At 37.7% G+C, this 22,517-nt stretch carries 16 protein-coding genes; 13 read left to right on the top strand and 3 right to left on the bottom strand.

Annotated features, from left to right (window positions below; all coding sequences use genetic code 11):
• Nucleotides 1-15: 15 nt before the first annotated feature.
• From ALLST_RS10255 to ALLST_RS0105730, 5 genes are all read left to right on the top strand, one after another.
• Nucleotides 16-531: a YceD family protein gene (locus ALLST_RS10255; RefSeq protein ID WP_019893147.1), complete on the top strand. Its 516-nt coding sequence runs from the start codon at nucleotides 16-18 to the stop codon at nucleotides 529-531.
• Nucleotides 532-546: 15 nt separating this feature from the next.
• Nucleotides 547-726 carry a 50S ribosomal protein L32 gene (gene rpmF, locus ALLST_RS0105745; RefSeq protein WP_019893146.1) on the top strand — a complete coding sequence of 60 codons (180 nt, stop codon included), beginning with the start codon at nucleotides 547-549 and terminating at the stop codon, nucleotides 724-726.
• Nucleotides 727-1,152: 426 nt separating this feature from the next.
• Nucleotides 1,153-2,706 (top strand): ribonuclease Y, encoded by a 1,554-nt coding sequence (gene rny / locus ALLST_RS0105740; protein ID WP_019893145.1) that lies wholly within the window; start codon nucleotides 1,153-1,155, stop codon nucleotides 2,704-2,706.
• Nucleotides 2,707-2,950: 244 nt separating this feature from the next.
• Nucleotides 2,951-4,384, top strand: a complete 1,434-nt coding sequence (gene miaB / locus ALLST_RS0105735) for a tRNA (N6-isopentenyl adenosine(37)-C2)-methylthiotransferase MiaB (protein ID WP_019893144.1) — start codon at nucleotides 2,951-2,953, stop codon at nucleotides 4,382-4,384.
• Nucleotides 4,385-4,440: 56 nt separating this feature from the next.
• Complete coding sequence (locus ALLST_RS0105730; protein WP_019893143.1) at nucleotides 4,441-6,126, top strand: ribonuclease J; 1,686 nt, start codon at nucleotides 4,441-4,443, stop codon at nucleotides 6,124-6,126.
• Between the two features lie 182 nt (nucleotides 6,127-6,308).
• Here the strand turns inward: ALLST_RS0105730 and ALLST_RS0105725 are convergent, their stop codons facing one another.
• Nucleotides 6,309-7,688, bottom strand: a complete 1,380-nt coding sequence (locus tag ALLST_RS0105725) for an ISL3 family transposase (RefSeq protein WP_019892604.1) — start codon at nucleotides 7,686-7,688, stop codon at nucleotides 6,309-6,311.
• An 801-nt stretch (nucleotides 7,689-8,489) separates the two neighbouring features.
• On the opposite strand from ALLST_RS0105725, the gene ALLST_RS11290 reads away from it, so the two are divergent.
• From ALLST_RS11290 to ALLST_RS0105710, 3 genes are all read left to right on the top strand, one after another.
• Nucleotides 8,490-9,746, top strand: coding sequence for a CAP domain-containing protein (locus ALLST_RS11290; RefSeq protein WP_019893142.1), 1,257 nt, complete (start codon nucleotides 8,490-8,492; stop codon nucleotides 9,744-9,746).
• Nucleotides 9,747-10,210: 464 nt separating this feature from the next.
• Nucleotides 10,211-13,024: a DNA translocase FtsK gene (locus tag ALLST_RS11065; RefSeq protein ID WP_019893141.1), complete on the top strand. Its 2,814-nt coding sequence runs from the start codon at nucleotides 10,211-10,213 to the stop codon at nucleotides 13,022-13,024.
• A 1-nt stretch (nucleotide 13,025) separates the two neighbouring features.
• Nucleotides 13,026-13,433: a RidA family protein gene (locus ALLST_RS0105710; RefSeq protein WP_019893139.1), complete on the top strand. Its 408-nt coding sequence runs from the start codon at nucleotides 13,026-13,028 to the stop codon at nucleotides 13,431-13,433.
• On the opposite strand, the gene ALLST_RS0105705 is transcribed toward ALLST_RS0105710, so the two are convergent.
• Together ALLST_RS0105705 and ALLST_RS0105700 are read right to left on the bottom strand one after the other, a co-directional pair.
• The gene (locus ALLST_RS0105705; RefSeq protein ID WP_169336054.1) at nucleotides 13,409-13,876 is read right to left on the bottom strand and encodes a competence protein ComK; all 468 of its coding nucleotides are present in this window, start codon (nucleotides 13,874-13,876) and stop codon (nucleotides 13,409-13,411) included. The two genes, ALLST_RS0105710 and ALLST_RS0105705, sit on opposite strands and share 25 nt — an antisense overlap.
• Nucleotides 13,877-13,963: 87 nt before the next feature.
• Complete coding sequence (locus tag ALLST_RS0105700; protein ID WP_026472804.1) at nucleotides 13,964-14,515, bottom strand: NADPH-dependent FMN reductase; 552 nt, start codon at nucleotides 14,513-14,515, stop codon at nucleotides 13,964-13,966.
• Between the two features lie 519 nt (nucleotides 14,516-15,034).
• Here ALLST_RS0105700 and parE point away from each other — a divergent pair.
• From parE to fucO, 5 genes are all read left to right on the top strand, one after another.
• A complete protein-coding gene (gene parE, locus ALLST_RS0105695) occupies nucleotides 15,035-16,963 on the top strand; it encodes a DNA topoisomerase IV subunit B (protein ID WP_019893135.1) in 1,929 nt (642 codons plus the stop codon).
• Entirely contained in the window at nucleotides 16,956-19,472 is a 2,517-nt protein-coding gene (gene parC / locus ALLST_RS0105690) for a DNA topoisomerase IV subunit A (protein ID WP_019893133.1), read from the top strand. The genes parE and parC overlap by 8 nt, the downstream gene beginning before the upstream one ends.
• A gap of 112 nt (nucleotides 19,473-19,584) precedes the next feature.
• Nucleotides 19,585-19,812 carry a YneF family protein gene (locus ALLST_RS0105685; protein WP_019893132.1) on the top strand — a complete coding sequence of 76 codons (228 nt, stop codon included), beginning with the start codon at nucleotides 19,585-19,587 and terminating at the stop codon, nucleotides 19,810-19,812.
• A gap of 247 nt (nucleotides 19,813-20,059) precedes the next feature.
• Nucleotides 20,060-20,851: a biosynthetic peptidoglycan transglycosylase gene (locus ALLST_RS10240; RefSeq protein ID WP_019893130.1), complete on the top strand. Its 792-nt coding sequence runs from the start codon at nucleotides 20,060-20,062 to the stop codon at nucleotides 20,849-20,851.
• Nucleotides 20,852-21,202: 351 nt separating this feature from the next.
• Entirely contained in the window at nucleotides 21,203-22,345 is a 1,143-nt protein-coding gene (gene fucO, locus ALLST_RS0105670; protein WP_019893129.1) for a lactaldehyde reductase, read from the top strand.
• Nucleotides 22,346-22,517 lie beyond the last annotated feature (172 nt).

Genomic DNA, 22,517 nt, shown 5'->3' with positions numbered 1-22,517 from the left:
CATGAGGTGAATATCGTGAAATTTAAAAGAAGCGATTTTCTGGCTGCACCGAAGTCCAGTATTCCAGTTGACTTAGAATACTGTGATCCAACTGGAGAACGGTTTGTCAACACGCCTGTTCAAGCTTTGCCCCATTGTCATATTGAAGGAACACTTCATTTTGATGGCAAAAGCAAAGTGGTAAGCAGCCTTCATTATACAGGAACTATGACTGTCATTGACTCCATAACCGGAGAAGATCTGGATGTGGATTTCGAAACGGATTCGAGACAAGAATATTCTTTTGATCCTTTAATCGAGGATGATGATGAAGAAGAAATCATTCGGGTATTTAAAGATGTAATTGACCTGACGGATGAGGCAGAAGAAGCCATAGCATATGAAGCACCCATGAGCATTACTCATTTAGCCCGTGAAGAATACCCACAAGGTGAAGGTTGGACTCTGATTAGCGATCAGGATGTTATTCCTGAAACGAAAGAAGAGGATCCACGTTGGGCAAAACTCAAAGAATTTAAATTCGAGGATTAAGTAGGAGGTGCACTGATGGCTGTACAGCAGAGAAGAGGTTCTAAACACCGTAAGGCAAAAAGAAGAACTCATTACAAACTGACTAAACCTGCAATCGTAAAATGCCCAAACTGCGGAGAATACAAATTATCTCACAAAGTTTGCCCATCTTGCGGTCAATATAATGGCAGACAGGTACTCGAAGTCGGTGAATAAGCCTATTAGCAGAGCGTAATGCTCTGCTTTTTTTCTACCCTTTTCAGGGATTATGTTGATTAAAAAATCGAAAAGAGAAAAGAAATAACGTAAACGTTTTCAAAAAGTTACATCGAAATCACGCAAAAACATTCATTTCGAGACTATTGCAGGGTAGAACACATAGACAAACAAGTCGGATTTGTTATAATTGGATTGCTTTATTTCTCTGATAAACTCTACTAGTCAATTGAATTTGACTGGATATGAGATTCAAAATAAATGCAACAAAACTGCACCGTTCGACAGCGGGAACAGTCTAAACTAGCTTGTGGACACGGTTTACTCATCTTTTCCTTGCTTACAATAAAAAAATGAGATAAATGGTGGATGAAACAAGAATCTTCATGAATTTTATGGAGAATGTCAAGGAAGGACAGAGAATATATGACTCCATTATGGATCACTCTGGCCGGGATAGTCGGACTTGTTTTAGGCATATTGTTAATGGTTGCCTATTCTAAAGCAGGTCTAAATAAAAATCAGCAACAGGCACAACAAATTTTAGACAAAGCACAAAGTGATGCAGAAGCGCGTCTTAAACAGGCTGTACTTGATGGTAAAACACAAGCACATGATCTGAAAGTAGAAGCGGAAAAAGAAATCAAAGAGCGTCGTCAAGAAGTTATGGAAATGGAAAACAAACTTCTGCGCCGCGAGGATAGTTTGAATTTCAGAGACGAGTCTTTGAATCAAAAAGAAAAAGATCTCGCCAACCAGACAAAAAAAGTCAATGAAAAATTGATTGCTCTGGAAGAAAAAGATAAACAACTCCAAAAAGAAATTGATCGTCAGATCGAAGTTCTTGAAGGAGTCGCTCGCATGACGTCGCAAGAAGCTCGCACTGAACTCTTTGCATTGGTCGAAAAACAAATGGAACACGAAACCATGGCCTATATCAAAGAGCAAGAAGACAATGCGAAATCCACTGCTGCACGTAACGCACAAGAAATCATCGCTTTGAGCATCGAACGCATGGCTCAACAAGAAACAATGGACCGTACAATTTCGGTAGTCACCATCCCTGGTGAAGAAATGAAAGGTCGAATCATTGGACGTGAGGGCCGTAATATCCGGGCGTTTGAACAGGCTACAGGCGTCGAATTGAATATTGATGATACACCTGATTTAATCACAATCACATGTTTCAACCCAATTCGTCGTGAAGTGGCGCGTCTTGCTCTTGAATATTTAATTCGAGACGGACGAATTCAACCAGGACGTATCGAAGAAGTCGTGAAGAAATTCCAACACGAAGTCGAAGCCGAAATCATGAAAGCTGGAGAAGAAACAGTATTCAAGTTGGGTATCGGGCGTATTGATCGTGAAATCGTACGTTTAATCGGTACTTTGAAATATCGTTTCTCCTATGGTCAAAATGCGCTTCAACACTCAATTGAAGTGGCGTTGATTGCCGGCAGCATGGCTGCGGAGCTGGGATTGAACCAGCATATGGCAAAACGAGCTGGCTTATTGCACGATATCGGTAAAGCACTGAATATCGATCAACAAGAAGGAAGCCACGTCGATCTTGGTTATAAATTCTGTAAAAAACATGGCGAAAAAGACATCGTGCTGAATGCCATCGCCTCACACCACGGAGATGTTGAAGCTAAATACTTAACTTCCCACTTAGTTATTGCTGCTGACACCATTTCAGCTGCAAGACCAGGTGCTCGTAAAGAATCTGCTCAAGCTTATGTAGAACGATTGGAAAATTTGGAAAAAATTGCCAATGAATTTGAAGGTGTCAGCCAAGCATATGCAATTCAGGCTGGACGTGAAATTCGCATCATGGTTGTACCAGATGCCGTTAATGATACAGCTTGCGTTAAGATGGCAAGAGCAATCCGTGACAAAATTGAATCTGAACTCACTTATCCCGGACAGATCAAAGTGAACGTAATTCGCGAAGTCCGTGCACAGGAAATTGCGAAATAACTAAACAAATCAATCAAAACCGCCTTGAGCGGTTTTTTTTTTGGCATTTGCGCGGTTTAAAGTGCGATTTAATTTTGATCGAACACAAAAGTTTTGCTTTCGTGAGTGCTACTGTAAAATAGATAAGAGAAATTGTGCTAAAGTATCCACTTAGGACATTTTAAATGAATAGGAAAACAATTATTCAATTCAAACATGAAAAGGATTTGAATCGTCTACATATCAAACTAGAAAGGAATTCGATATGAAAATTAAAGAGAACTGGCATTTGCCAAATCGTGACCAAGCCGCAAAACGGAACCGCGATCAAGTGGAAACGATCTCCACATTCCAGATTACAGAATCACAAAAAACGATGGGCTTGAATCAGAAATACTATATTTCTACTTATGGATGCCAAGCAAATGAAAGAGACTCCGAAAATATTGCGGGGATTTTAGAAGCTTGTGGCTACAGCCCAGCCCAAAATGCACAAGATGCAGATATCATTTTAATGAACACTTGTGGTATTCGCGAAAATGCGGCCAATAACGTACTTGGCGAAGTCGGAAGTTATAAAAAGTTATTTAAAAATAAACCGGATCTCATTATTGGAGTTGGCGGATGTATGGCTCAAGAAGAAGGCTTTACACGCACTTTATTAGAAAAATATCCATGGTGTCATTTAGTATTTGGCACTCACAATTTTAACCAGTTGCCGGATTATATCGAACGTTGCAAAAATAACGAAAAAGTGGTTGAAGTTTATTCACGCCAAGGGGAAATTTATGAAAATTTACCTGAACATCGTGCGGGAAAATATAAAGCATGGGTCAACATTATGTATGGCTGCGATAAATTCTGTACATACTGCATCGTTCCTTATACAAGAGGGAAACAAAGAAGCCGTCAGCCAGAGGCAATTTTAGAAGAAGTGAAAGTCCTTAAAAAACTTGGCTATAAAGAGATTTCTTTATTAGGACAAAATGTCAATGCGTATGGCAAAGATTTACCAAATAGTTGGGACTTTGCGCGCTTACTTGAAGAATGTGCAAAACTTGGAATTGAACGAGTTCGCTTTATGACAAGCCATCCTTGGGACTTTAGCGATGAAATGATCGAAATTATCGCAAAATATGACAACATCATGCCTTACATCCACCTGCCTTTACAAAGTGGGGATGATGATATTTTACGTCGTATGGGAAGACGCTATACGAGTGCGGAATATAAAGAATTGTTCCATAAAATTCGCAATACCATTCCGGGCGTTACGATTTCTACAGACATTATCGTAGGTTTCCCACAAGAAAGTGATGAAGCGTTTGAACATACATTAGATGTGGTTCGGGAATGTCGTTTTGATAATGCGTATACCTTTATTTATTCACCGCGCCCTGGAACACCAGCTGCAAAAATGGAAGATGATATTGACCTGCAAACGAAAAAAGAACGTTTATATCGTTTGAATGAATTATGGAATCGTCAGGCGAATGAAAACCATCAACAATTGGTGGGAAAAATCGTTCCAGTATTAGTTGATGGACCATCTAAAAAAGATCCGAATGTATATTGTGGATATTCAGATACATCGATTCCAGTCAACTTTACAGGAGAAAATATTCAAGAAGGCGATATCGTCAATGTCAAAATTGAGCAAGCAAGAACATTTTCTCTTAACGGAATCAAGGTCGACTAGCAAGTCGATGTTATACTAAGAATAATAAATCTCACTTAATAGTCATGGAGGTCGAAATGGCTGGAACAGAATTTCTCAAGAAAGATGAAACCATCAGACTGTTCGCCCTTGGCGGATTGGATGAAGATGGTAAAAATATGCTCGTCATCGAAATTGATGGGGATATTTATATCGTAGAATCCGGATTAAAGTTCCCTGATTTTAAAGGGGCACTAGGAGTCGAGTGCATCGTGCCTGACTTCACTTATTTAAAGGAACATGAAGATCGCATTCAAGGAATTTTGATTACTCATGGACATGATGATGTCATGGGTGCTCTTCCTTATTTATTGAAGGAAATCAAAGCAGATGTTTATGTTTCTCCATTCACATTTGGCGTTGTAAACGAATTATTAAAGAAAAATCATATTACCGGAGCTCGTTTAAAAGTCGTACGTCAAAAAGAAACAAGAAGAATTGGTGGACGCCAAGTGATCTTCTTCCCAGTAACCCATTCCTATCCTCAAACGTATGGATTTGGAATTCAAACTGCACATGGATATATCGTTTATTCAGGAGAATTTATTGCGGATTATGATGATTTCTCTGATGCTTATCATGGCGATTATTCATTTGCGACAAGATTCAAAAATGATGGCGTATTTATCTTATTACAAGATTCAAAAAGCGCCGATCGCCCGTTGCATACAGCACCAAAACATAAAGTTAGCGATCATTTCGACAAACTTTTATCTGATTACGAAAAACGCCGTGTCTTTGTAGAAATCTATACACAATCCGTTTATCGCATTCAGGAGATGATTCAATGCTGCATCGAACATCATCGAAAAATTTGTTTCTATACGAAAGAGATTCAACATTTAGTCACACTTTTACAAAGTGTCATGGATCCAATTCCGGCTGAGTTAATCGTCACAGAAGATCAGATCGATCAGCTTGATGACGTTGTAGTTATTATTTCAGGGCAAGGTCGTCAATTATTCCAGTTGATGTCCAATATTGCTAACTCTGAAGTTGATAATATCGAAATTCGTGAAAGTGATGTATTTGTTGTCGCAACACCTTTAGTACCAGGTGTCGAAAACGACTTCAAAAACATGGAAAACGATATTTATAAAAAAGAAGGTACAATCATCAAAATTGACCGTGATGTCAAAGGCATGCATCCTTCCAAAGAAGATTTAAAAATGGTCATCTATATGACAGAGCCAAAATATTACATTCCGATTAAAGGAGCGTATCGTATGCTCTATGCCAATGCGATGACTGCCGAAGAGATGCATATTCCATCTGATCACATCATTATTATCGATAATGGTGAAATCATCACCTTCAAAAATGGCGAATTGCAACCAGGACGCGAAGTCTTAGAATTGCACGATTCATTAATTGATGGAAATGCGGATTGGGATGTTGCAGGTGTTGTTTTAAAAGATCGTGAAATCTTATCAACTGATGGTGTTATGGTTTTAGCTATTGGTTTAGACTTTAAAACAAAAGAAATTGTAAACGGACCGGATATCCAAACCCGTGGACTTGTTTATGTTCGTGATGCTGAATATTTAACAAGAGAAGTAACACGGATTATGGAAGAAACCATTAAAGAAATGGTCGACGCAAACCGTTATGAAAATATGGAATGCCGAAACCAAATTCGTGAACGTGTTTCCCGCTATGTCTTTAAACAAACCGCAAAACGACCAATGGTTTTACCAGTCATTCTAGAATTAGCTCAAAAATAAATTGGGTCACATCTCATTATTTCGATTTAAACAATAAATTTCCCCTTTGAATAGATACTTGTGTTTATAAACCAAGTTTGATTCAAAGGGGCTTTTTTGTAAAAAGGGGACGAATTATAGCTGAAAACAGTTATGAACAATAATTAAGGCTCTATGGAAAATCGTGTGGGATCATCTATGAATCAAGCTGATCGATAACGACTCATGTCGATTAATTTCAAGAAGAAATATTCGTCATCTCGAAAACCATAAGACATTCTTCGAACCGTTTTGATTCTATTATTGATCCCTTCTATTTTGCCATTAGACAAGCGTAGAATCGCATGACTAATCAATCCATTCCAGTGTTTGAGGATTAAGTTAGAGAACCATTTAAAATGTTCATTCTTTGTCGCATTACAGATTTCTACAATATGCGTAAGATGATTTGCCATTGTATTTTCGTCACTTGTCGCATATGCCTCTTTTAGTTCTTCTTTAATGAGATCTATGGCGAAAAACAGTTCGTTCTCTTTCAATAGTTGTTTATATTTCTTCATTAACCCGCCTTTGCGAATTTTTGGTTCTTTTCGAAATAGGACATGACCAGAATCAAGAAGAGTTCCTTGACTCGCTAACGCATCCTTCCTTTCAAGTGTTTCTGGAGAGGATAGAAGAATATATCGGGTTTGTTTTAATGAACGAGCCTTACAAAGATTACCTTCTTCTATTAAGCGGCGCTGCTCGTCTTTTCTAACCATAGAAATGACCTTGTCATTAAAGTTTTTGATCAAATGAAAACGATCATACACAACCTGGATCCAAGGACACTTTTCATGAAATGCCGAGTAGAAATAGGCATTCATATCACAGCTCACTGCTTTAACGTGACGCATCCAGTTGTATCCTACATGGTTGATAAAATCGTATACAATCTGTTTTTTCTTTCCAAAAGCGATCCATAGAATGTGTCCTGTATCCAGATCGATAATATGAGTGGCATATTGATGATGGTTATGAAGTTTAAATTCATCAATGCCTAGATAACGAGAATACTCCATAGGTTTCTTGAGTTTGCGATGAGATCCATCTTCTGTCGTGTAGAGCTTTGAAAGACGATCTTTATCAATCGCTTTTACAGTATGTGGATCCACTCCACAGATCTGTGCGATCTTTTTAAGCGATAAATCGTGTCGTTCAAGATGATAGGTGATCTGTTTATAAAGATCAGTGGTCATTCTATGATTGGGGCATTCATAAGGGATCTGCTGCACATGGGTTTTATGGCATTTTGGACATTTGAATCGAGTAACCTTCACAAAAATTCTGCAAGTTGAATTTCCCTTGGATTCATGCTTGAGTACTCGAGTGATTTGACCATGAACATGCATCGTCGTTTTACAACAAGGGCAAACAGAATCTTCTGGAGTAATGAATTGTTCACCATAAATATGATAAAAAAGTTGTCCGGAATCGCTGACGATTAGATCAGTTGTTTGATTGATGAATCCAGTCAGTGATTCAGGATAAACAATAGCCCCAGGAATAGTTTGACTGATCGTCACAGAACAGTTAGTATGCATATGAGATCTCCTTAAGTTGTTTTGTGGTTATTACAATTTTAAAGAGATCTCTTTTCTTTTGCGAAAAAAGAGATTTAAACTTTTAATCCAAAAGACAAATCCCACACAGTTTTACTTAGAACCATAATTAAGTTGTTCCTGTTGATGTCAGCTTTTTAGGCCGCGTTACTTGCTTCATACTGATTTCATAATCGTATTTATTGGTCTTAAACGTGCAGTTCACTTATTTTCTAATTCTTCTCAATGAACTGAAATAGGATCGAAAGAATAATGTGTATTTTGATTGGTTACATCCATTGCATAGATAGGTCCCCGATAAAAAGGGCGTCAAAGCAACAAGTTAAATGAGTGAATAGAATCATCAAAAAGTACACGACGAAACAATCAAAATTTACAAAAATATTATTTTATTTGAAACCGCTTATTAAGTATAATTATTAAAGAAGATCAAATTGATCGGTTTGATAATGATTTAGTTGTTATTTCTAGATAAAGTCATTAATTATGCTGATCATCTTTGATATAGCAAACTCCGAAGTTAAACATATCGAAATTTGTGAAAGTGATGTATTCATCGTATGACGTATGATTAGAAGTTTTTGTGAAAAAAACAGGAAGTTTCGGATCAATGGCTATCACGTAAGAAAATTTTAGAGTGCCAAATAAAAGATGTTCTTACATTTCTAGCTAGCTCTGAAACAAGAGCTACGTCATTTGTTAGTTTCTATTTTTTGTGGGGTAGAACGTTTAGAAACTAACCATGTCAGAAATCGATTTTAATGAAAAAATAGGGAGAAAAAAATGAATAGAAGACGTATTATTCAGCGCCTAAGCGCCAGTGCCTTAGCATTTACTCTTGCGATTCCACAAGGAGTAATGGCACAAGAATTTGTTGAAGCGCCTGTAGTAGAAAAAGAAGTAGAGTTTCAAAATGAATCGAAAGCACAGCTTTTGAATATGGAAGATTTTTTGAAGTGGATTCTTAATGATTCAAGTTATAACAGCGATATAAAGTCTCAAGCGAATAGAGCCTTAAATATTTTACGGGATAACACATTAAAAGATTATACCGATTTGTCAGATCCAGAAGATGCAACTGCGATGAAAAATGTCATTAAATCCATAGATGTTCTTGAAGAATGTAATCGTCTGCGGAAAAATCATGGAGTAGACGAACTGGAAGTAACCTTGGATTTAATGGTTATGGCTCAAAAACAGTTAAACTGGTCTGATACAGGAATGGGACATTCTAAAGCATATTCCGTAGGGGAGAATCTTAGCTGGGGAAGTATGAATCCATTTGATGGATGGTACACCAAAGAAAAAGCAGTTTACGACGGGTATATTAAACAAGGCCTAACAGAAAAACAGATTGAGAATGATCCTGCCAAGCGTAAACAAGTCGGACATTATTTAAATATCATTGATCCGTCTTATGGAAGAACAGGCGCTGCTTTTGAATTGAATGGAGATTCTTCGTATAGTGGAATTTGTGCAGGGCAGGTCTTTTATTTCGGACGAACAGTTAATTCGAAATCAACTTTGGAGGTTAGTGACTTCAAGGACATGGTCAATAAATTTTGTGAAGAAAAAGGGTATACGCCTCCAACTCAAGGTGGAATTGGCGATATTACGGATTTGCCTTCTGACCTGATCCCGATGCGTAGACTGTACAATCCTAATTCTGGAGAACATTTCTATACTGCAGATTTTTTCGAAACGTTAACGTTGTTGTATGCGGGATGGAAAGATGAAGGAATCGGTTGGATTGCGCCAATTCAATCCAATACTCCGGTATATCGTCTATATAACAAAAACGCAGGGGATCACCATTACACAATGGATCAACAAGAACGAGATGCCCTGATCTCTGCTGGCTGGAAAGATGAAGGAATTGGTTGGTATTCTGATGATTTTCGTGCTCGACCACTTTATCGCCAATATAATCGAAATGCGAAATCCGGAAGTCATAACTATACGACAGATATGAATGAACATCGTTTCTTAATCAAAAATGGTTGGAAAGATGAAGGAATTGCTTGGTACGCATCTTTGTAACCAATATGGCACTCTAAAATTTGTTGAAGGTTAGCTAAACCAATCGTTAACTTTACTTGAGGAGAATAGAAACCTCATCCATTTTATAGCGAAGAATCAATTCGAGATTCTTCGCCATTTTTTGTTTGTTTTCTTTCTAGTGACTTTACTTTATTGAAAATATAGAGCGTTCGATTTCTAAATCATTTCTATTTTGTATGCTCATTTGTTTTGTTTTTTCTGTTTTTATAATCTTCTTTTGTTTATCTGGATAATTTGGGTTGTTCTATTATAAAGAAGATCATTTTGAACGTTGTAGATAGTTTGTTCAATTAAGCAGATCTCGATTGATAGCGTCTAATCGGTTATAATAAACGTTCAATGTTTTTTACAAATTGAATGGTGTAAACAAAAAGGACATTCGGGAAATGGTTTGAATTTTATCAGAATGTTCCTTATATAATAAGAGATGAAAGAAGGGTTTTATGGCTGCATCAAAAAAAAGAACGACGAAAAAACGCACGACGTCTAATAAGAAAAAAACAACAACTAAATCTAAGGCTAGATCCAAAAAACAAACGAACCGGATGTTAGTGGGATCTTTGATCGTACTTTCTTGGGTTTTGGGAATCATCGTGTTGTTTTCTTTGGGAATTTTAGGTCGCTATTTAAACCATGCTTTGCGCGTTGTAATGGGAAATTTCCTTTATTTACTCATTCCGGTGAGCATCGTTTATGGTTTTGAATACATTTGGAATAATGGCAAAATTGATCTTCCACAACGGACATATTGGGGATTTGGCATCTTTGCATTATGTTGGATGCTAACTTTTGCGTTAATGAAGACGAAAGCGAATGATCCATGGATCGCAATGAATGTACTGAAAACTAGTTTAAGTCAATTTGGTCAAGCTGGCTTTACGTGTGCTTATGGGTTTATTGGCGCTTTTGTTGCGGGATTATTGACGAGTATGTTTTCCAAAATGGGGGCAATTGTCGTTGCGACAGGATTGGCGATCATTTCGTTTGCTTTGATGTTTTGGAATGTAATGCATCTAGAAAAACGCAAAGAAGATCTGCAATTAAGTCATCAAGAACATGTGGAAAAGCGCCGCCAACAAAAAGTTCAGGCACAACTTGACCAAGAGGCGCAACATGAACTTGATCAAGCGCCAAAATCTTCCATGCTCAATTGGTTATTTCAGCCAGAAAATGAAGTGGAAGAGCAAGAGGAAAGTGAATTACAACAATCAAATTCACCACAAATTTTCCAAAATGGGATTTTGGCAGATGATCCGATTTTAGATGAGTATCGGGATCCTGATTTTATGGAACAGCTTGAATTGCCAATTGAAGAACATAAGTCCACTTCAAAATTAAAACGAAATCATCATGAACAAGATGATTTCGACATCGATCTCGACTTGCCAAGTGCATATCAACCTTCTCAAGCTCCTATTCAAGAACCAACGCCTAAAGCAGTGGATATTGCTGCCATGCTTGGTTTAGATCAGCCAACAAAAAATGAGAGAGCAAATTCTTTACCAACAAATGAACCAACTATTCCAGTTCAAGAACAGAAAGAGGTACAAGAGCCGCAACAAACAGTTGTTGAGCTAGTTCCAGTGATGAATTCAGCGGCAAATGATGAAAATCAAGTTGAAGAAGAAGTAGAAGAAAAATTAAAAGATGTTTCGATTTATGGGCAGAATATGAATTCAAATCAATCTTCTTCCGTTGTTGGTAATGCGAATTTAGAAGAAAATGTTTCAACTTCTTTAGCCCACGCTTCCAAAGAGAACAAGCGACCAACATATGCGAAAAAAGAAGAAGAGGCGAATTATCGCTCTTACAATGCTAAAACGTATAAATTGCCACCATTACGCTTATTAGAAGATCCTGTTCAAAATGGCAATTCGAGTGTGAATGTCAAAAATGCGAAAGTGCAAGGGGCACGTTTAATTGAAATTCTTAAAGAATTCAATGTTGATGCAACACTTGGCGAAATTCATATTGGTCCTTCAGTTACGGAATTTGAAGTCATCCCAGGACAAGGTGTACGTGTGAATACGTTTGTGAATTTACAAAGTGACATCAAATTAGCGCTAGCCGCAAAAGATATTCGTGTTGAAGCACCGATTCCTGGTAAAAGTGCGGTTGGTATTGAAGTACCAAATGCTGAGAAGACAACGGTTATGATGAAAGAACTGATTCGCTCTGTTCCGCAATCTTTAGCCGATAAACCGTTGGTTTTTACCCTCGGTAAAGATTTAATGGGCAATAATGTTTATGGCCGATTGGATACTATGCCACACTTATTAATTGCAGGAGCGACTGGTTCGGGGAAATCTGTTTGTGTTAACTCGATCATCTGTTCGATCTTATTAAGAACAAGACCAGATGAAGTGAAGTTGTTATTGGTAGACCCTAAAAAAGTCGAATTCACACCTTATAATGGTGTGCCACACTTATTATCGCCAGTCATCACAGATGCTAATTTGGCGAATGGCGCATTAAAAGTCATTGTTGAAATGATGGATCAACGCTATTCGATGTTTGAAGAAGTATCTGTGCGTAATATTACGTCTTATAACAAGTTTGTGGCTAATCATCCCGAATTGAATAAAGAAAAACTGCCACGAATTGTCGTCATTATCGATGAGTTAGCAGACTTGATGCTAGCGGCAAGTAAAGAGGTTGAGCAAAGTATTCAACGAATTACGCAACTTGCTCGAGCAGCGGGAATTCATTTGATCGTTGCGACGCAACGACCATCTGTCAATGTCATTACAGGTGTAATTAAAGCCAATATTCCAAGCCGTATTGCGTTCATGGTTTCTTCACGACCAGACTCACGTACAATTCTCGACCAAATCGGGGCTGAAAAATTATTAGGTTATGGCGATATGTTGTTTATGGACAATAGTGATCCAGTTCGAATTCAAGGTGTCTTTATTCAAGACCATGAAGTCGAAGCGATCTGTAACTATGTCAAACAACAAGCTTCACCACAATATGAAGATGCCTTTGTTATGCTGAAAGAAATCAGTTCACAAGGACAAGAAGTGAGTGATTTTCAAGAAGAACTCGATCCACTTTATCCAGAAGTCAAAAACTTCGTGATCGTATCGCGCAAAGCAAGTACATCTTTAATTCAACGTCGTTTCCGTTTGGGTTATGGTCGAGCAGCAAGAATTTTGGATCAACTTGAGGCAAATGGGATTATTGGTCCAGCGAATGGAACAAGACCACGCGAGATTTTAGTAGAAGCTCCTGATGCTTATGCGGAGGATTTTTAATATGAACCTATTTTTAAAAACAGGGGAACGTCAAGAAGGATATGATTGCGTTTCAAGTATTGTCCAACTCGGTGATTTCTTTTATTTATCTGGACAACTTGGACAAGGAGAAACGTTTCATGAACAATGTATTGATGTTTGTTATCGCTTGAGCAATGCTTTAGCGCAATTCGATTTACGCTTTGATCATATTTTGAAGTTCACGGTTTATTTGACAGATATTGAAATGAAAGATGAATTTCTTTCTGTATTTGCCAATTTTGTGGATCAACCGTATCCGACAATGACAATTGTCGAAAGTCCTCATTTACCTGATCAAGCGATGATTTGCGTGGATGGATGTGGTGTGAATACACTTCGCCATGAGCGCAGTATGAACAAAGCTTATTGTGAAGATTGCGACGAATAAATTTTATGTAAATACCATTTCGCATTTAAATAATTCCGTTCTACTTGATTTGTTAGAAGGCCTTCTAGTTGAAAGTCATCGACAAATGACAAAGTAGAACGGTCTTTTTGTTGAGGAAGATAGGTTAAGCGAGAATAGTTGATATAGATCGTTAAACCGTTTTGTTTGAGTGGTAAAAAGAATAAAAGAGGAGTTTGACTTAATAAGATAGGGATCGATTTTTTTGCGTGCATGATTGTTTTATAGGCTTCTTTTTGTCCGCTTATAGAGTGACCAAAGTATTGAGCACAGCGATTTAAAAACAGGTTTAAACTCAATAAAGGGATTGCACAGTTGTGATCTTTGTTTTCTAAGATGACTTGTGATTGTAAAAAGTCATAGTAAATCACATCACAGTTTTGTAAATGAGAAATGAGAGAGGAATTGAAGAATAGTTTTGTCATCAAATGAAATTTAACAAAAGAAAGTGAAGAAAGAATGGGAAAAGAAAATGCAGATGAACATTCATTCATCTGCAAAGATGACTCAGATTATTGTTGGATAAAAGAAATAAAGTGCGATGCAAGTGTATCTAGATCGCTTTTGAGTTGTTCATCTACTTCAAATTCGCTTGAAGCAAGTTGTTCGCCGGTAAAACTTTTTTGAACATGTTCATCTAGAACAATTACACCTAATCGTGTTAGAAGTGTTTCAAGCTGTTGGCAGGAATTGATTGCACCAGAACGACCAGCAACACCACATATTGCAGCATGAAGATTAGACAAAGCACTTGTCCGCCCAGCGCTAGGATTTAAAGGACGACTCATCCAATCCAACATATTTTTTAAAGGGCCGGGAATCATGCCATTGTATTCAGGACAGAAAAACCAAACACCATCCGCCCACTGAAATGCATTTCGACAATTTTGGACGGACTCTAAAATTGGAAATTCTAAATCTTGATTAAACATGGGAACGTTGGACCAATCAAGAATTTGAATTTCGACATGATCATGCATTTCTAAAAATGATTGCGCTAATTTCATCATTTGTGTGTTCATGGATTGTTTTCTTAGCGAGCCACTAACGAGTAAAACTTTCATATCATCACCTCAGTTCATGTTTTCTTTCGTTTGATGGATCAGTATTTCTTTCTTTTATTATCCGCCAAAATCTTTATTTTGGAAATTTTAAAACACAAAAAAATAGACAATTTTTTGAATCAGAAGAGTAAAAAAGCAAACAGAGCGGATAAATGAAAGATAAAAACACACTAAATTATGCAACTTTGATGCACATGTGATACATTATGTTTCGATTTTTGCTCGTATAATATGGAAAAAATTTAACTGTAAAAATGTTGAGATTATTTAAATAGATTAAAATAAAATCTGAAACAGATAATTTAAAGTGTTGATTTTCGATAGTTATCCAATAAAAAAGAAAAAATAAAAATTGCGACAATCGAAAAAGGTTAAGTAATAATGATGCACCTTATAAATGCTCAAGAAAGTTAGTTATTTTTGCGCATTTAGTGGTACACTTTCGATACGACAAAAATGATCCATGCAGCAAGTGATGTTTGAACATGCAAGCTGCAGGATATCAGAAAGGACGAAAACATGCCGACTACGAATTATGATGAGAATTCAATTGTCATTTTGGAAGGGTTAGATGCGGTTCGCAAAAGACCAGGAATGTACATCGGTTCAACTGACCGACGCGGCCTTCATCATCTCGTTTGGGAAATCATGGATAACGCGATCGATGAAGCATTGAATGGTTATGGAAATCAAATCGATATCACTTTGAATGCAGATGGCTCTTGTACTATACGAGATTATGGACGAGGAATGCCAACGGGCATGCATAAATCAGGGAAATCTGCATTAGAAGTTATTTTTACCGTCCTTCATGCCGGAGGTAAATTTACAGATTCAACGTATAAAGCATCAGGAGGATTACATGGTGTTGGTGCGAGTGTAGTCAATGCGCTATCGAAACGCCTTGTTGTTAAAGTTTGGGATGGCAAAGTCATTCATGAACTAGAATTTTCTCAAGGTGGACGCCATACAGGCAAAATGAAAACACTCGGGAAAACGAACCAAACAGGATCTAGTGTTACATTCTGGCCTGATCCAGAAATTTTTAAAGATACAACTTTTTCATATTCGACAATTAAAGAGCGTGTCCAAGAAGATGCCTTTTTATTAAAAGGTTTGAAAATTTGCGTAGAGGATAAGCGTCAAAATCCTAAACGCGATGAATTCATGTATGAAGATGGACTCAAAGCCTTTGTCGAAGAATTAAATACCGATCACGATGCCTTAACGCCTGTCGTTTCATTTGAAGGTGAAAATCAAGGGATGAAAATCCAGGTTGCCTTCCAGTATTGTGATACCTATCAAGAAAATATTTTGTCGTTTGCAAATATGGTGCGAACACGGGATGGTGGAAGCCATGAAACCGGAGCTAAACAAGCAATCACCAAAATGATGAATGAATATGCGCGTAAAAATAACTTTCTTAAAGAAAAAGATAAATCAATGGATGGGGCCGATATTCGTGAAGGATTAACGATGGTTCTGCATGTCACAGTCCCAGAAAATTTACTTCAGTTTGAAGGACAAACGAAAGAAAAACTCGGAACTCCGCAAGCAAAAAATGCGGTCGATGCAATTGTATGCGAACACGTCCGCTACTTCTTAGAAGAAAATAAAGATTTATCGGAAAACTTGATCCGCAAAATGATTAAGGCTGGACAAGCCCGCCAAGCAGCTCGAGAAGCGCGCGAAAAAGCACGTAAAGGAAAAGGAAAAAATAAGTCTGAACGAATTATTTCCGGAAAACTTGTGCATGCGCAATCCAAAGATGCAACCAAAAAAGAATTGTATTTAGTCGAAGGGGATTCTGCCGGTGGATCGGCCAAACAAGGGCGTGATTCCAAATATCAAGCAATCTTGCCTTTAAGAGGAAAAGTGCTCAACACTGAACATTGCACCCTAGAACAAGTGGAGAAAAACGAAGAGTTAAATACGATTATTCATACATTGGATTGTGGAATTGGCCAAAGCATGGATCCCAAGGATTCTAACTATCATAAAGTCATTATCATGACCGACGCCGATGATGATGGTGCACACATCCAAAACTTATTATTGACCTTTTTCTATCGCTTCATGCGACCATTAATTGATGCGGGGATGTTATATATCGCAATGCCGCCTTTATTCAGAATCGAAAAAGGCAATCAAGAATACTATGTCTACAGCAATGATGAATTAACCCAACTCAAAGCACAGCTTAAATCAGGATATACGATTAGCCGTTATAAAGGGTTAGGGGAAATGAACGCAAACCAACTTTGGGAAACGACGATGAATCCTGAAACGAGAACACTTTTACGAGTGACTTTGGATGATGGTCGTTTAGCGGAAAAGAGAATCACCGAATTAATGGGTGAAAAAGCGGAATTGCGTCGAAATTGGATTGAAGAAAATGTCGTCTTTACTTTAGAAGATGATTTTATAAAGGAAGAAAGCCATGGCTAGAAGAAAGAAAGAAGAAGCGAAAGCCGTTATTGAACCAAAGATTATCGATTCGAATTTAGAAGAGATCGTTGCGGATCGATTTTCGCGCTATTCAAAATATATTATTCAAGAACGGGCGCTTCCTGATGCTCGTGATGGACTGAAACCCGTTCAGCGACGCATCATGTGGGCGATGCAAGAAGATGGCAATACATACAACAAACCGTATCGTAAATCAGCAAGAACGGTCGGGAATGTCATCGGGAACTACCATCCACATGGCGATACATCAGTTTATGATGCAATTGTGCGTCTTTCGCAAGACTGGAAGTCTAATTTACCGCTCATCGATATGCAGGGAAATAATGGTTCAATTGACGATGACCCGGCAGCAGCGATGCGTTATACCGAAGCTAGACTATCTAAAATTGCGAGCTATTTATTAGAAGATATCGATAAAGAAACAGTTGAATGGTCACCCAACTTCTCAGATGAAAAGTTAGAACCAACTGTTTTACCAACACGTTATCCAAACTTATTAATTAATGGCATTACCGGAATTGCGGCAGGTTATGCGACCAATATTCCGCCACATAACTTTAATGAAGTGATGGATGCAACGATGTATCGTATCGATCATCCAGATTGTTCAATTGATGAGATTTTAGAGATCGTCAAGGGTCCGGATTTTCCAACTGGAGGCATCATTGTTGGAACAGAAGGAATTCGCGAAGCTTTAACAACCGGAAAAGGACGAATTACAATTCGATCCAAAGCGGAAATTGTTGAAGGAAAAACAATTAATCAAATCGTTATTCATGAAATCCCTTATGAAGTTGTCAAAGGGGCATTAGTGCGCAAAATGGATGATATCCGTCTGAATGGTAAGGTGAGCGGCTTATTAGATGTTCGCGATGAATCTGACCGTAAAGGGATGCGCATTGTTTGTGATTTAAAAAAAGAAGCAAATGCCCAAGCAATTCTCAACTATCTCTATCGCAATACTGATCTGCAATCGTATTATCACTACAACGTAATTGCGATTGTAAATCGGACACCACGTCAGCTTTCCATTTTACAAATGTTAGATGCGTTTATCGCCCATCGTGACGAAGTCATTGTCAATCGATCCCAATACGATTTGAAACGTAAAAAAGATCGATTACATATCGTGGAAGGTTTGCAACAAGCAGTGTCGATTTTAGATGAAATCGTTGCTACGATCCGTAAATCGAACGGGAAAGCCGATTCGAAAGCAAAAATCATTGAAAAATATGGATTTAGTGAAGCGCAAGCCGAAGCGATTGTAACGATGCAGTTATATCGTTTATCGAATACAGATATCATCGCGTTAGAAAATGAAGAAACGACATTAAGAAAAGAGATTGAATATTTAGAAGGAATTATCAATCAGCCAACAAAACGAAAAAAACTCATGAAAAAAGAGCTCAAAGAGCTCAATGAGATGTTCGTTATGCCAAGACGTACGACAATTCAAGAAGAAGTTGAAGATATTGTCGTTAACGATCGAGATATGATTGTAGATGAACAAGTTGTTGTTACAGTTTCACATCATGGATATATTAAACGGGTATCGATGCGTTCTTTTGCGTCGAGTCAAAACGGAAAATCTGGACTAAAAGAAGGCGATGAATTTGTTTTGAATTCACCAGCTTCTACGTTAGACAATGTATTAATCTTTACCAATCAAGGTCGTTTTGGTTTGATTCCTGTCTATCAAATCGAAGAGAAGAAATGGAAAGAACTTGGAAACCATTTCTCAAGTTTAGTCAAAACAGAAACAGGCGAACAAATCGTCCAAGTCTTCCTCGAAAAAGAACAAACGAAAGACCTCGATTTGATCTTTATGACCAAAAAAGGTTTGATGCGCAGAATTCACCGTGAAGAGTTACAAATTAAGATTACTTCACGTTTGATTCAGTTGATGTCTTTAGTCGATGATGATGCATTAGCTTTTGTTTTACCTTCTTACCATGTCGAAGATGATTTGCTCATTATTTCGAAAAATGGTTTTGGATTTAAAATGCATGCCATTGAAATTCCGGTGTCCAAAGGAAAAGGAAAAGGCGTTAAAGGCATGAAGATTCAAGGGGATGATGAAGTCATTGCCTTATTCGGTTGTGATGAAGAATATCTCGTTTTAGAAAACGAATCAGGTCAGCTCAAAAAACTTGCCATTTCGGCAATTGATTATTTAAAACGAGGAGCAAAAGGGGCGCGCTTATTCAAACCGGTTAAATCTAAACCGACAGCGATCTTGTCTTGTACAACAGGATCGAACAAAGCAACACTGCCGTTTGTCGATAGTGAAATTGCTGCGGTCGATATTTCTGCCTTGAAAAAAATGGATCCGGCATCTACTTGGTCAAGCCATGTTATTGAACCGGCAACACCATTTGAACAAGTAGATATTCGCCTACATAATGGTACAAGAGATGAGCAAGCTCGCCAAATCGAAGAACAAAATTCAAAAGATTCATTAGGGAAGCAGCTCAGTTTGTTCGAATAAGTGTCTGAATCATAGAAATTGTGCACATGAATCATAAGATTGAGTGCGAATTTCATTGAGAGAATAAAGTAATCAGTGTAGAATACCTAAGTAAAGAATGGAGCGTTTAGTAATGGGACAATTATGGTCTTCAATCCTGTATGCAGTAGCCGGCGCTTTAGTTGGTGCAGCAATTACATTTTTTCTGACGAAGAGAAAATTTGAAAAAGATTTGCGTGAAAATCCACCAATCAATGAAAAGATGATTCGAGCGATGTTCTTACAGATGGGTCGTAAACCATCTGAAGCTCAAATTCGTCAGATCATGAAAACAGTAAACAGTCAGAAAAACAAAAAATAAAAACAGGTCTTCATTAGAGGTTGCGATCGATCGTAATATCTATGAAGACCTTTTTTTATTTGGCATGGTAAGGAAATTAACATGAAGAAAAAAGATACCATGCAGGGTGAGAAAAGGAGTGAAAAAAGCATTTGTGATATCTTTTACTTTGGTAAGAAAGAAGAAAGACAGATCACGAGGCTTTTAACGAGGATCATGATAAGCTTGAATTATCAATTAGAAATTAAAAACACAAGGTGATCAAAATATGAAAAAAATTTTAAAAGGACTGTTTGTTTTGATTCTCGTTGCATTCATCAGTGTGGGTGGTTGGTTTGTGTATGATGGAGTCTCGAATGCCAATCAATATGAAAGACATCAACCGTTAAGCACGCTTGTCGAAGAAGTGAAATCAAGAGAGAACTACGTTCCTTACGATCAAGTTCAACCTGCTTTGTATCAGGCAACACTAGCAATTGAAGATGCTCGTTACTACAATCATGGCGCAGTCGACTTTCGAGCGCTCGCACGAGCATTTGTAAGTCAATTTGTTCCATTTATCCCGAAATCAGGCGGATCGACGATTTCGATGCAAGTCGTGAAAAATCTTTATGGCCAATATGATGGGACGGCGGTCTGGAAAGCGGCTGAAATTGTTTTAGCCCATCGTTTGGAACAGATGTATTCCAAAGATGAAATTCTTTCTATCTATGTCAACATTATCAATTATGGTGACAACCATCATGGCATTTATGAAGCCTCGGTCGGTTATTTTGGCGTTCATCCTTTAGAACTGACTTTGCCACAAGCGACAATTCTTGCCGGTATTCCACAATCGCCGGGCTATTTCCAACTCTCCGATCATTATGATCAAGCAAAAGCTAAACAACAGCTCGTATTACAAGCAATGGTACGGAATGACTTGTTGACTCAACAAGATGCGGATCTTGTCTATGAACAATCGATTTACGATCCAACCGCTAAACTAGAACTATTTGCTAAACAAGAAAAATCTTTAGACTTTGATTTATGGACAACTCCACTAGAACTAGCAATATAAAGTTTGTCTGATCCATAATGTGATTGAAAAGAATAAACGAAAAACACCCTTTGAAGGTCGATCTTAATGTATAGATCATGGACTGCAAATGGGTGTTTTTTCTTTGTGGGCATATGAGAATCGATAGTTTGATTTTGAATATAAACTAAATTTGTAATTAAAAAAGTATGACCATTAGCTTCAATTAAAAGTTTGGCCAAGGCATTTTACCCAAAGATTTTTTGGATTGTATTGGTCGAAAAATTGTTGTGATCTCGAAATGAAAATGGGATACTTTTATTGTAAAGCGGTTTCGTAAAATGAGATCGCCACCATTGAAACATTTCAAAATATGAAGGAGGAATGAGTAAAATGGTTAATCGTTTTGTATTAAATGCCATCTCTTACCACGGTAAAGGTGCTATTTCTGAAATTCCGGGGATCATCCAAGCAAAAGGTTTCAAAAAAGCGTTCATTGCGACAGACCCAGATCTTGTAAAATTTGGCGTATCTAAAAAAGTCACAGATTTATTAGACGCCGCTGGTTTAGATTATGAAGTTTATTCTGATATCAAACCAAACCCAACAATCGCAAACGTAAAAAACGGTGTTGAAGCATACAAAAAATCCGGAGCTGATTACATGATCACAATCGGTGGTGGATCAAGTATGGACACTGGTAAAGCAATCGGTATTATCATTAACAACCCTGAATTTGAAGACGTTCGTTCTTTAGAAGGTGTTGCACCAACTAAAAACCCGACTGTATTCACTATTGCAGTTCCTACTACTGCAGGAACTGCTGCGGAAGCAACGATCAACTACGTGATTACAGATGAAGAAAAGAAACGTAAATTCGTTTGTGTAGACGTTAATGATATTCCTAATGTTGCTGTCGTTGACCCAGATATGATGTCCAGTATGCCAAAAGGCTTAACAGCTGCAACAGGTATGGATGCTTTAACGCATGCTATTGAAGGTTATACAACGGCAGCTGCTTGGGAACTTGCTGATTGCTTGAACCTTGAAGCAATTAAGTTAATTTCTAAAAACTTAAGAAAAGCAGTTGAAAATGATCCAGATGGTCGTGAAGGCATGGCTTTAGGTCAGTTCGTTACAGGTATGGCATTTTCTAACGTTGGTTTAGGTATTGCTCACTCTATGGCTCACACATTAGGTGCTGTTTATAACACACCACACGGTGTTGCTTGTGCAATGTTCTTACCAATCGTTATGGAATACAACCAAGAAGCTACAGGCGATAAATATAAATACATCGCTGAAGCAATGGACGTTGACACAACAGGTATGTCTCAAGAAGAATATCGTAAAGCAGCAATCGAAGCAGTTCGTAAACTGTCTAAAGACGTTGGAATTCCAGAAAAATTAGATGCACTTAAAGAAGAAGATCTCGATTTCTTAGCAGAATCTGCATATGCAGATGCTTGCCGTCCAGGTAACCCTAAAGAAACATCTGTTGAAGATATGAAAGAACTCTTCCGCAAACTGATGTAGATATATATTGATTTCAAAAAGTTCAAGGCTCGTAAGTGTAAAAGCTTACGGGCTTTTTTCTTTTTTATAAAAGAAGAAATCAAATGTGATTTTTCAAAAATTGGATTTTAAATTTATTGGCAAAATAAGGAAGAAAACTTGTTTTTAAGGTGATGAAATCACACGATATAAA

Source organism: Allobaculum stercoricanis DSM 13633 (assembly GCF_000384195.1).
Taxonomy (GTDB): Bacteria; Bacillota_I; Bacilli_A; order Erysipelotrichales; family Erysipelotrichaceae; genus Allobaculum; species Allobaculum stercoricanis.
This window is presented reverse-complemented; position numbering and strand designations above follow the sequence as displayed.

Coding starts and splice junctions, on each gene's coding strand:
- parC (WP_019893133.1), top strand. CDS start 16,956: ATGGCTAGAAGAAAGAAAGAAGAAGCGAAAGCCGTTATTGAACCAAAG.
- ALLST_RS0105725 (WP_019892604.1), bottom strand. CDS start 7,688: ATGCATACTAACTGTTCTGTGACGATCAGTCAAACTATTCCTGGGGCT.
- miaB (WP_019893144.1), top strand. CDS start 2,951: ATGAAAATTAAAGAGAACTGGCATTTGCCAAATCGTGACCAAGCCGCA.
- ALLST_RS0105685 (WP_019893132.1), top strand. CDS start 19,585: ATGGGACAATTATGGTCTTCAATCCTGTATGCAGTAGCCGGCGCTTTA.
- ALLST_RS11065 (WP_019893141.1), top strand. CDS start 10,211: ATGGCTGCATCAAAAAAAAGAACGACGAAAAAACGCACGACGTCTAAT.
- parE (WP_019893135.1), top strand. CDS start 15,035: ATGCCGACTACGAATTATGATGAGAATTCAATTGTCATTTTGGAAGGG.
- ALLST_RS11290 (WP_019893142.1), top strand. CDS start 8,490: ATGAATAGAAGACGTATTATTCAGCGCCTAAGCGCCAGTGCCTTAGCA.
- rpmF (WP_019893146.1), top strand. CDS start 547: ATGGCTGTACAGCAGAGAAGAGGTTCTAAACACCGTAAGGCAAAAAGA.
- ALLST_RS0105710 (WP_019893139.1), top strand. CDS start 13,026: ATGAACCTATTTTTAAAAACAGGGGAACGTCAAGAAGGATATGATTGC.
- fucO (WP_019893129.1), top strand. CDS start 21,203: ATGGTTAATCGTTTTGTATTAAATGCCATCTCTTACCACGGTAAAGGT.
- ALLST_RS0105700 (WP_026472804.1), bottom strand. CDS start 14,515: ATGAAAGTTTTACTCGTTAGTGGCTCGCTAAGAAAACAATCCATGAAC.
- rny (WP_019893145.1), top strand. CDS start 1,153: ATGACTCCATTATGGATCACTCTGGCCGGGATAGTCGGACTTGTTTTA.
- ALLST_RS0105705 (WP_169336054.1), bottom strand. CDS start 13,876: ATGACAAAACTATTCTTCAATTCCTCTCTCATTTCTCATTTACAAAAC.
- ALLST_RS0105730 (WP_019893143.1), top strand. CDS start 4,441: ATGGCTGGAACAGAATTTCTCAAGAAAGATGAAACCATCAGACTGTTC.
- ALLST_RS10240 (WP_019893130.1), top strand. CDS start 20,060: ATGAAAAAAATTTTAAAAGGACTGTTTGTTTTGATTCTCGTTGCATTC.